Annotated in this window: 2 protein-coding genes; both read left to right on the forward strand. The window is 73.3% G+C overall.

What is annotated here, in order from left to right; genetic code table 11:
• On the forward strand, positions 1-10,538 hold a 10,538-nt coding region (locus ACIA79_RS33375; RefSeq protein ID WP_399432180.1), incomplete at its 5' end, for an SDR family NAD(P)-dependent oxidoreductase.
• 63 nt (positions 10,539-10,601) lie between these two features.
• On the forward strand, positions 10,602-12,136 hold a 1,535-nt coding region (locus ACIA79_RS33380), incomplete at its 3' end, for a type I polyketide synthase (RefSeq protein ID WP_399432181.1).

Consider the following 12,136-nt stretch of genomic DNA (forward strand, 5'->3'; position numbering starts at 1 on the left):
GGTCGTTGAAGTCGAACATCGGTCATGCGCAGGCGGCTGCTGGTGTCGCGGGTGTGATCAAGATGGTGATGGCGTTGCGGCATGGTGTGTTGCCGCGGACGTTGCATGTGGAGGTGCCGTCGTCGCATGTGGACTGGTCCGCGGGTGCGGTGGAGGTGTTGACGCAGGCGCGGTCGTGGCCGGTGGTGGAGCGTGCGCGCAGGGCGGCGGTGTCGGCGTTCGGTGTCAGCGGCACGAACGCGCATGTGGTGCTGGAGCAGGCGCCGGACGAGCCGGAGGTGTCCTCGGAGCCGGTGCTGGCTCCTGTTCCGGTGGTGGTGTCGGGTGCTTCGGCGAAGGCGCTGGCGGCGGGCTTGGGGCGTCTGGCGTCGTTCATCGAGGGTGGCAGCGGGCTGGGCGTGGGGGAGGTGGGGTGGTCTGCCGCGCACCGTTCGGTGTTCGACCACCGCGCTGTCGTCGTCGCGTCCGGGCGTGGGGAGCTGCTGGCCGGCTTGAAGACCCCGGTCATCACCGGGGCAGCTGCCTCTGTGGGTCGGTCGGTGTTGGTGTTTCCGGGTCAGGGGACGCAGTGGGCCGGTATGGGTGCGGAGCTGCTGGAGTGCTCGCCGGTGTTTGCGGCTCGTATGGGGGAGTGTGCTGCCGCGCTGTCTCCGTTCGTGGAGTGGGATCTGCTGGAGGTGGTCCGCTCGGGTGAGGGGCTTGAGCGGGTGGATGTGGTGCAGCCGGTGACGTGGGCGGTGATGGTGTCGCTGGCTGAGGTGTGGGCTGCTGCCGGGGTGAGGCCGGATGCGGTGGTGGGGCATTCGCAGGGTGAGATCGCCGCTGCTGTGGTGTCCGGTGCGCTGAGTCTTGAGGACGGGGCGCGGGTGGTGGCGTTGCGTTCGCAGGTGATCGGCCGGGTGTTGGCCGGTCGGGGTGGGATGGCGTCGGTGGCGCTGCCGGCCGACGTTGTCGAGGAACGCCTGACCGGCTGGTCGGACCGTCTCGGTATTGCTGCGGTGAACGGGCCTGCGATCACGGTGGTGTCGGGAGACGCCGACGCGGTGGGCGAATTCGTCACCGCCTGCGAACAGGATGGTGTCCGGGCTCGTCGTATTCCGGTGGATTACGCCTCCCACTCCGCCCAGGTGGCAGCGATCGAGGCGGAACTGGCCACCCTGCTGGCGCCGGTTGAGGCGCGGGAGCCGAAGATCCCGTTCTACTCCACCGTCGAGCCGGGCCCACGGGCGCGGACGGATGCCGCGTACTGGTATCGCAACCTGCGCTCGCCCGTGAACTTCGCCGACACAGTCGACTTGTTGCTGGCTGAGGGGTTCGGTGTGTTCATCGAGGCCAGTGCCCATCCGGTGCTGACCATCGGTATCCAGGAGCTCGCCGACCAGTCGACGGCGGACCGGGACGTCGTCATCGCCGGGACGTTGCGCAAGGGTGAGGGGGGTCTGCACCGGCTGTGGACCTCGATGGCGGAGGCGTTCGTCCACGGCGTGGCGGTCGACTGGAAGGCTGCCTACACCACGCACAATCTCACCACCCGACAGGTCGACCTGCCCACCTACCCCTTCCAACGCCGGCATTACTGGCTCGAAACCGCCGACCGCCGAGGCGGCACCGACGACATCACCTACCACGTGGAGTGGAAGGCCCTGCGTGAGGACGAGACCGGGGCACGGCTTTCAGGGCGTTGGTTGCTGCTCCTGCCCGAGAGGCCGCAGAACCCGGCCTCTGTGGCCCAGGCAGCGGAGGGCATGGCCCGGGCCTTGGCCGACCGCGGAGCCGAGGTCGCGACGCTCGGCATCGATCCCGCCGGTGACCGCTCCCGCATGGGCACGCTGCTCGCTGAGGCGGCGGAGGTGCCGGACAGTGCTCCGCTCCAGGGGATCGTGTCCTTCCTCGCGCTGGCCGAGGGCACGCACCCTGACCACTCCCGACTTCCGCTCGCCCTCGCCGCGTCGTTCACACTGATCCAGGCGGCAGCCGACGCACAGGTGGGGGCCCGGCTCTGGACGGTCACGCGCAATGCCGTGAGCGCTTTGCCCAGGGAGGAACCCTCCGTCGAGCAGGCGCAAGTGTGGGGCCTCGGCCGGGTGGCGGCCCTGGAACTCCCGCAGCTCTGGGGCGGGTTGATCGACTTCTACGCCGACACCGACACCGACGCTGACACCCACACCCACACCCACACCCGCACCGACACCCGCACCGGCATCGGCATCGCAGATCCGAGCTCCTTCCGGCGGGCGGCCGCTGTCCTCGCCGCCTCCCCCGACGGTGAGGACCAGGTGGCGATCCGCGGTTCCGGGGTGTACGGCCGCAGGCTCGTTCGGTCCGCCGCTGCCACCACCGCACCCGGTTGGCGACCCCGTGGCACGGTCCTGGTGGTCGGGGAGGTGGCGGCGGTGGCGGAACCGCTCACCCGGCGCCTCCTCGCCGGCGGTGCCGAGCACGTCGTCCTCGCCGGCCCCGCTGCCTCCCTCCCGGAAGCCCCCGGTGACGGGACACCCGCCGACGGGAGCCGCGCCGACGGGACAACTGCCGAGGAGACATTTGCCGACGGGCGCGTCAGCCTGGTGCCGTGCGAGGTCGAGGACGACGCCGCCCTGCGGTCGCTGATCGCCGAGCACGCGCCCACCGCGGTGCTGGTGGCCCCGGCCGCCGTTCCGCTGAGCGCCCTGTCCGACACCACACCGGCGGCGCTCGCCCGCGCGGTGCACACCAAGACGGACCTGGTGACCCGACTGGAAGCCCTCCTTGAGGACACCAAGCTCGACGCGTTCATCGTCTTCTCGTCCGTCGCCGGGGTCTGGGGCGGGACGGGACAAGGTGGCTACGCGGCAGGCGCGGCGCACCTGGACGCCTTCGCCGAGCGGCGGCGCGTGCGCGGCCTGCCCTTCACATCGGTCGCCTGGACACCGTGGCGCGGGCACGAGGCATCCGCGTCCGGGGACGACGAAGCGGTGGCGGCCCGGGAGGAGATCGCTGCCGGGATGAGCCGGGCCGGCCTCACCCCGCTCGACCCGCGGCGCGCCGTCGACGCGCTCTTCCGGGCCGTGGGCCGGGGCGCCGGTGCCGTGGCCGTCGCCGAAGCCGACTGGGAGCGGTTCGTCGCGGCTCGCGAAGCCGTACGGCCCTCGGCACTCTTCGAGGGGCTTCCGGCCACGCGCCGCCCCCGGGCCGCCACCGCGGACAGCGGCGCCCACGCGGGCGCGGCGGCGGGGGCGGGCGCCTCCCCGGCGGACGGCGCCGACTCCGACGGCCGCCGAGAGGCCCCTGAGGTGGTCCGCCTGCTGGCGGGCAAGTCCGACGAGGAGCAACTGAGGCTCTTGCTGCGGATGGTGCGCAGCCATGCGGCGACGGTTCTGGGTCAGTCCTCGCTCGACGCCGTCGACGCCAGGCAGCCGTTCAAGGCCCTGGGCTTCAACTCCGTGACCGCTGTCGAACTGCGCAACCGGCTGAGGACCGCCACCGGTCTCACGCTCTCCGCCTCCCTGGTCTTCGACCACCCCGATCCGGCCGCTCTCGCACGGCACCTGCGGGACCAGGCGCTGGAGCAGGGAGCGGCGAACGCGCTCGGCACCGGCGACGCCCTCGTGCGGTCCGCGGCGCCCACCGACCCGGCCGCCGACCACGACTCCGAGCCCATCGCCATCGTGGCGATGGCGTGCCGCTTCCCCGGTGGCGTCTCCACGCCCGAGGAGCTGTGGCGGCTGCTGAGCGACGGGGGTGACGCGATCAGCCCCTTCCCGGGCAACCGGGGCTGGAGCCTGGACGACCTGTACGACGCCGACCCGGACGCAAGCGGCCGTACGTACGTCCGCGAAGGAGGGTTCCTGCACGAGGCGCCGGACTTCGACCCCGCCTTCTTCGGCATCTCGCCGCGTGAGGCGCTGGCGATGGACCCGCAGCAGCGGCTGATGCTGGAGACGTCCTGGGAGGCGTTCGAACGGGCCGGGATCGACCCGTCCGCACTGCGGGGCAGCCGCACCGGAGTGTTCGTCGGCACCAACGGCCAGCACTACCTCGGCCTCCTCCAGAACGGTGAGGAGAGCTTCGACGGCTACCTCGGCACCGGTAACTCGGCCAGCGTGATGTCCGGCCGGCTCTCGTACGTCTTCGGCCTCGAAGGCCCGGCCCTGACCGTCGACACGGCGTGCTCGGCCTCACTGGTGGCGCTGCACCTGGCCGTGCAGGCGCTGCGCCGCGACGAGTGCTCGATGGCGCTGGCGGGCGGTGCGACGGTGATGTCCACCCCAGAGATGCTGGTGGAGTTCTCGCGGCAGCGGGTCCTGTCGCCTGGCTGCCGGTCGCGTGCCTTCGCCGGCGCGGCCGACGGCGTGGTGCTCGGCGAGGGCGCAGGCGTCCTGCTCCTGGAGCGGCTGTCCGACGCCGAGCGGCTCGGGCACCCCGTACTGGCCGTCGTCCGCGGATCCGCCGTCAACCAGGACGGCGCCAGCAACGGCCTGACCGCGCCCAACGGTCCCTCGCAGCAGCGGGTCATCCGCGAGGCGCTCGCAGACGCCGGGCTGCGTGCCGAGGACGTCGACGTCGTGGAGGCGCACGGCACCGGCACCCCGCTCGGCGATCCCATCGAGGCCCAGGCCCTGCAAGCGACGTACGGCGCGTCCCGAGAGCCCGGCAAGCCGCTCCTGCTCGGCTCGGTGAAGTCCAACATCGGCCACGCGCAGGCCGCGGCCGGCGTGGCCGGGGTGATGAAGACCGTGCTCGCCCTGCGCAACGGCGTCCTGCCGCGGACCCTGCACGTCGACGAGCCGAGCCCGCGCGTGGACTGGTCGTCCGGTACGGTCGCGCTCCTCACCGAGCCGGTGGCGTGGCCCGAGGGGGAGACCCCGCGCCGAGGCGGGGTGTCGGCCTTCGGCATCAGCGGCACCAATGCGCACGTCCTCATCGAGGAGGCCCCGCGCCCGGCCCACCGCCCCGACACTCTCCAGCACCGCCCCGCACCGGTCGGCCTCGAACCGGTCGGCCTCGAACCGGTCGGCCTCGAACCGGACGGCCCCGCACCAGGCGGCATCGGGCACGACGGCCCCGTACCGGACGGCCCTGAGCCGGGCGCCATCGGCGCAGACGACGGCATCGCCCCCCTCGTGCTCTCCGCCCGTACGGAAGCGGCGCTCCAGGCGTACGCGGACCGCCTGCGCGGCGCCTTCCTCGACGACCCCGGCCTGCGGCCGGCGGACGCCGGACTCACCCTGCTCACCGCCCGCACCCGCTTCGAGCACCGGGCCGTGGTCGGCGGCGCGGACCGCGAGGAACTGCTGCACGCCCTGCACGCCCTCGCCGAGGGACGGGAGCACCCGTCCGTGGCCCGTCACCAGGCCGTTCCGGCGGACGGCGGCGCAGTGTTCGTCTTCCCCGGCCAGGGCTCCCAGTGGGCGGCCATGGCCGAAGGGCTGCTCGACCGTTCGGTGGCCTTCCGCGAGTCCGCCGAGGCGTGCGACGCCGCGCTGCGCCCGTTCCTCGACTGGTCGGTCCTGGACGTGCTGAGGCAGGTGCCGGGGGCGGCGTCGCTCAGCCGGGTCGACGTCGTCCAGCCCGTGCTCTTCACCATGATGGTGTCGCTGGCCGCCTGCTGGCGCGCCGCGGGAGTGCAGCCGTCGGCGGTCATCGGGCACTCGCAGGGCGAGATCGCCGCCGCGTGCGTCGCCGGGGGCCTCACCCTGGAGGACGCCGCACGGATCGTGGCCCTCCGCAGCCAGGCGTGGCTGACCCTCGCGGGCAAGGGCGGCATGGTCGCCGTGTCGCTGCCGGCCGAGCAGGTACGCGTCCGGCTGGAGCGCTTCGGCGACCGCCTGTCGGTGGCGGCCGTCAACAGCCCGGGCACGGCAGCCGTGGCGGGCGACCCCGAGTCGCTGCGCGAGCTCCTGGCCGAGCTGGAGGCGGACGGCGTCCACGCGCGCGCGATCCCCGGCGTGGACACGGCCGGACACTCGGCCCAGGTGGAGGCCCTGCAGGAGCGGCTCTTGCGAGAGCTGGCCCCGGTCGCCCCCCGCTCCGGTGACGTCCCGTTCTACTCCACCGTCACCGGCGGGCTGCTCGACACCGCCGAGCTGGACGCCGCCTACTGGTACCGCAACATGCGCGAGCCGGTCGAGTTCGAGCAGGCCACCCGTGCGCTGCTCGCCGATGGCCACCACGCGTTCCTGGAGACGAGTCCGCACCCCATGCTGGCCGTCTCACTGGAGCAGACCGTCGCCGACGCCGGTACGCCTGCCGCGGTCCTGCACACCCTGCGCCGTGAGAAGGGCGGTACGAAGGGCTTCGCCCTCGCACTCGCCTCCGCCTGCGCCCAGGGGGTCGACATCGACGCCGCGGCGCTGTACGGCGCGGAGGCGCGGCGGGCCGACCTGCCCACCTACCCCTTCCAGCGGCAGCGTTACTGGTACCACCCGCCTGCCCGGCGCGGTGACACGGCGTCCGTCGGACTGGCCGACGCCGGCCACGCGCTGCTCGGCGCGGGGGTCGAACTCCCCGATGCGGCAGGCCACGTCTACACCGCGCGGCTCGGCGCCGACACCCGGCCCTGGCTCGCCGAACACGCCCTGCTCGGCACGGTCCTGCTGCCCGCCACCGGCTTCGTCGACCTGGTCCTCTGGGCCGGCGCCCAGTCCGGCTGCGGACAGATCGACGAACTCGCCCTGCGTACACCTCTCGTCCTCCCCGGCGACGACGCCGCCGGCCCCGCCGGCACGGGCACTGTGGAACTGCGCGTCCAGGTCGGCCCCGCGGACGAGGAAGGCCGGCGCACGGTCACCGTGCACTCCCGCGAGGCGGGCGCCCCACCGCAGTCGCCCTGGACCCTGCACGCGCAGGCCACCGTCACCCCCGCCAGCACCACCAACACCCCAGGCATCCCTGACACCCTCACCGGCAGTCCGGCTGCCGACGTCCCGGCTGCCGGCGTACCGACGGCCGGTGCGCCGACGACCAGCGGGTCCGGCGGGTCCGGCGGGTGGCCGGCGCCCGGCGCCGCGTGGCCACCGGCCGGGGCGCGGCCGGCCGGGATCCCGGACCCCGCCGCCTTCTACGCCGCCTTCGCGGAACGCGGCTACGACTACGGCGTCACCTTCCAGGGGTTCCGTACCGGCTGGCGCGACGGCGACACCGTGTACGCGGACGTCGCCCTGCCCGGACCGGCGGCCGGCGAGGCGCGTGACCACGACATCCACCCGGCCCTGCTGGACGCGGCCCTTCAGGCCATGAGCCTGGGCGAGTTCTTCCCCGCCGACGGCCAGGCCCGCATGCCGTTCGCTCTGCGAGGGGTACGCCTGTACGCCACCGGCGCCGACCGTCTGCGCGTCACCGTCTCGCCCGTCGGCGCGGAAGCCGTGCGCCTGCTCTGCACCGACGGGGAGGGAGGGCCCGTCCTGGCGATCGACGAACTCGTCGTCCGCCCGGTCCCCGCCGAACAGCTCGCCGAGCGGTCCGGCGCCGCTGGCACCGGCAGGCGCCCCGGCACGGGCAGCGGCTCGCTGTACCGGGTCCTGTGGGAGCGGAAGCCCGCGCCCGCATCCGTGCCCGCCCAGCGCTGGGCGATCGTCGGTGAGGACCACAGCGGGCTGGCCGCCGCGCTCACCCGTGCGGGCACCGACTGTGCGAGCTACCCCGACCTGGAGTCGCTGCTCGACACCTGCTCCGCCGACGGGGCCGTATTCGACGAGGCCGTACCCGACAGTGCCCTCCCCGACGGTGTCGCCGTGCAGCTGCCGCACTTCCCGGGCGTCCCGGACCCCGACACGGTGCGCGCTGTCCTGGAGAGGACCCTCGGGGTGGCGCAGCACTGGCTGAGGGCCGCCGACCGGTCGTCCGCCAAGCTGGTCGTCATCACCCGCGGCGCCGTCGCCGCCGGCCCGGGCGAGACCGTACGGGACGCGGCCGCCGCCTCCGCCTGGGGGCTGGTGCGTTCCGCCCAGTCCGAGGAGCCCGGCCGGATGGTGCTGCTCGACCTCGACCCGGACGACGACGCCGTCAGCGGTGGCGCGCTGGCGGCCGCGCTCGCCTGCGGTGAGCCGCAGCTCGCGGTCCGCAGCGAGCACGTGCACACACCCCGTCTCACGCCCATGGGCCCGGAGACCTCCGACACCCTGCAACTGCCCGACGCCGAAACGGACCTCGGTACGGCCGGATCGGCCGGATGGGGCGAATCGGCTGGAAGGGCCCGCTCCGCCGCCTGGCGGCTCGGCACCCGCGGCGACGGCACTCTGGAGGGGCTGCGCCTGCAACCGGCGCCGGACACCCTGGCACCGCTGCGGCCCGGCCAGATACGCGTCTCCGTACGGGCCGCCGGGCTGAACTTCCGCGACACGCTCATCGCGCTCGGCATGTACCCGGGCCGTGGCGTCATGGGCGCCGAGGGCGCCGGCGTGGTGATTGAGACCGGCCCCGGCGTCACCGGCTTCGCCCCGGGCGACCGGGTGCTGGGAATGTGGACCGGTGGCTTCGGCCCGTACGCCGTCGCCGACCACCGCATGGTGGCCCGGATCCCCGACGGCTGGTCGTACGCGCAGGCCGCCTCCGTCCCGGCCGTGTTCCTCACCGCCCACTACGCCCTCGTCCGGCTCGCCCAGGCCCGCCCCGGCCAGACGCTGCTGATCCACGCGGCGACGGGCGGTGTCGGCATGGCGGCACTCCAGCTCGCGCGGCACCTCGGCCTGACGGTGTACGCGACCGCGAGCACCCCGAAGTGGGACACGCTGCGCGCGCTGGGCCTGTCCGACGGGCGGATCGCCAACTCCCGCACGCTGGACTTCGCCGACCGTATCCTGGAGAAGACGGGCGGCCGAGGGGTGGACATCGTCCTCAACTCCCTCGCCGGCGACTTCGTCGACGCCTCACTGCGCCTGCTGCCCCGAGGCGGCCACTTCCTGGAGCTGGGCAAGGCCGACGTACGAGACCCCCGTACGATCGCCGACCGTCACCCCGGGACCACCTACCGGCCGTTCGACCTCGTCGAGGCGGGCCCGGAGACGGTCGGTGCGATGCTGGCGGAGCTGCTGGAGCTCTTCGAGGCCGGAGTGCTGCACCCGCTGCCGGTGACCGTCCACGACGTACGCCACGCCCGCCGCGCCTTCCGCACGCTCAGCCAGGGCAAGCACACCGGCAAGCTCGTGCTCACCATGCCGCCCGTCTTCGACCCGCACGGCACCGTGCTCATCACCGGCGGCACGGGAACGCTCGGCAGCGCGATCGCCCGCCATCTGGCCGGCGAGCACGGCGTACGCCACCTCCTCATCGCCGGACGCCAGGGCGAGGAGGCCGAGGGCGCGGCGGACCTCGTGCGGGAGCTCGCCGAACTCGGCGCCGACGTGACCGTACGGGCCTGTGACACGGCCGACCGCGACCAGCTCAAGGCCCTGATCGACGCCGTCCCGACGGCACACCCGCTGCGCGGGGTCGTGCACACCGCCGGCGTCCTGGACGACGGCACGCTTCCGTCGCTCACCCCGGAGAGGATGGACGCCGTGCTGCGGCCCAAGGTCGACGCGGTCCTCAACCTCCACGAGCTGACCCAGGACCTCGACCTGTCGGCCTTCGTCCTCTACTCGTCCTCCTCCGCGCTGTTCGGCAGCCCCGGGCAGGGCAGTTACGCGGCGGCCAACGCCTTCGTGGACGCCTTCGCCCAGTACCGGCGCGGGACGGGGCTGCCCGCCCTCTCCCTCGCCTGGGGACTGTGGGCGCGCAACAGCAGGATGGCGGAACACCTCGATCAGGGCGACATGCACCGCCGGCTCGCCCGCGGCGGCATCCTGCCCCTGACCGACGCCGAGGGCGTGGCCCTCTTCGACGAGGCCCAGCGCTGGGACGAGGCCCTCCAGGTCCCGATCCGTCTCCACCATGCCGCCCTGCGGACCCAGGACACGGTTCCGCCCTTCCTCAGCGGCCTCATACGGAACCGGCGCAGCCCCCTCGCAGCCACTGCCTCGGCCCAGCCCCACGCGGCCGCGGCGGGCACGAACCTGTCCCTCGGGGACAGGATCGCCCAACTCCCGCCCGCCGAGCGGATGGACGCGGTGCTGGAAGCCGTACGCACCCACGCGGCAGCCGTACTCGGTTACGCGGAGGACGGCGAGCTCTCCGCCGAAAGGAACTTCCGCGAGCTGGGCTTCGACTCCCTGACCGCGGTGGAGCTGCGCAACCGCCTCACCGCCGCCACGGGGCTCCGGCTCACCGCCACCCTGGTGTTCGACCACCCCACCCCCGCAGCACTCGCCCGGCACCTCCACGACCGACTCGCCCCGGACACCCCGACGGAGGACGGCGACGTGTCACTCGCCACCGAACTGGACCGCTTGGAGAAGCTGTTCATCCGCCTCACCGAACAGGGCGGCCTGGACACCGCCCTTCCCGACGGCACGGCCCGGCACGAGATCACGAACCGGCTCGCCGCCCTGACCGGACTGTGGGACCGGCTCAGCGGCGCGAGCGACGGCGAACCCGCCGGACCGGCGGACGACGACGAGGTGACCGGAACGCTCGACGCCGCCGACGACGAAGAGCTCTTCGCCTTCATCGACGAGCGGTTCTGATCCGCCCCCCACCATCACCACCACCCGCAGCGACCGACCGAACCACCACGGGGTGACGAAAGCATGGCTGACGAGCAGGAGCTCCGCGCCTACCTGAAGCGGACCACCATCGAACTCCACCGTGCCACCACACGGTTGAAGAAGGCGGAGGAACAGGCGCACGAGCCGATCGCGATCGTCGGCATGGCGTGCCGCTTCCCGGGCGGGGCGGGCTCTGCCGAGGACCTGTGGGACCTGGTGGCGACCGGAACGGACGCGGTCTCGCCGTTCCCGTCCGACCGCGGCTGGGACGTCGCTGGGCTGTACGACCCGGATCCGGGCGCCGTGGGGCGGACGTACTGCCGCGAGGGCGGATTCCTGCACGGCGCGGGAGAGTTCGACGCGGGGTTCTTCGGGATATCGCCGCGTGAGGCGGTGGCGATGGATCCGCAGCAGCGGTTGTTGCTGGAGACGTCGTGGGAGGCGCTGGAGCGGGCGGGTATCGACCCGCACACCCTGCGCGGCAGCCGCACCGGCGTGTACGTCGGCGCCTGGGACGGCGGTTACACGCGCGACGTCGACGCCTCCTCCGCCGAACTGGAAGGGGACCTGCTGACCGGCGGGGTCGTGAGCTTCAGCTCGGGCCGTATCTCGTATGTGCTGGGGCTCGAGGGTCCTGCGGTGTCGGTGGACACGGCGTGTTCGTCGTCGCTGGTGGCGCTGCACCTGGCGGTGCAGGCGCTGCGCCGGGGCGAGTGCGACCTCGCCCTGGCCGGCGGCGTCACCGTGATGGCGACGCCCACGGTGTTCGTGCAGTTCTCCCGCCAGCGAGGCGTCGCCCCCGACGGCCGGTGCAAGGCGTTCTCCGACGAGGCCGACGGCTTCGGCCCCGCGGAAGGTGTGGGGATGCTCGCGGTGGAGCGGTTGTCGGATGCGCGGCGTCGTGGGCATCGGGTGCTGGCGGTGGTGCGGGGCTCGGCGGTGAACCAGGACGGTGCGAGCAACGGTCTGACGGCGCCGAACGGCCCGTCGCAGGAGCGGGTGATCGCGCAGGCTCTGGCTGACGCGCGGCTCACCGCGGGTGATGTGGATGTGGTGGAGGCGCATGGGACGGGGACCCGGTTGGGTGATCCGATCGAGGCGCAGGCGTTGCTGGCGACGTATGGGCGGGGCAGGCCGGTTGACCGGCCGTTGTGGTTGGGGTCGTTGAAGTCGAACATCGGTCATGCGCAGGCGGCTGCTGGTGTCGCGGGTGTGATCAAGATGGTGATGGCGTTGCGGCATGGTGTGTTGCCGAGGACGTTGCATGTGGAGGTGCCGTCGTCGCATGTGGACTGGTCCGCGGGTGCGGTGGAGGTGTTGACGCAGGCGCGTGGGTGGCCGGTGGTGGAGCGTGCGCGCAGGGCGGCGGTGTCGGCGTTCGGGGTCAGTGGCACGAACGCGCATGTGGTGCTGGAGCAGGCGCCGTCACTGGAAGTGGAACAGGAGCCGACGCAGCCCGACCGAACCGTGCCGGTCAAAGCCCCTGTTCCGGTGGTGGTGTCGGGTGCTTCGGCGGAGGCGCTGGATGCGGGGTTGGGGCGTCTGGGGTCGTTCATCGAGGGTGGCAGCGGGCTGGG

The sequence above is a fragment of the Streptomyces sp. NPDC051310 genome, from assembly GCF_044455245.1.
Taxonomy (GTDB): domain Bacteria; phylum Actinomycetota; class Actinomycetes; order Streptomycetales; family Streptomycetaceae; genus Streptomyces.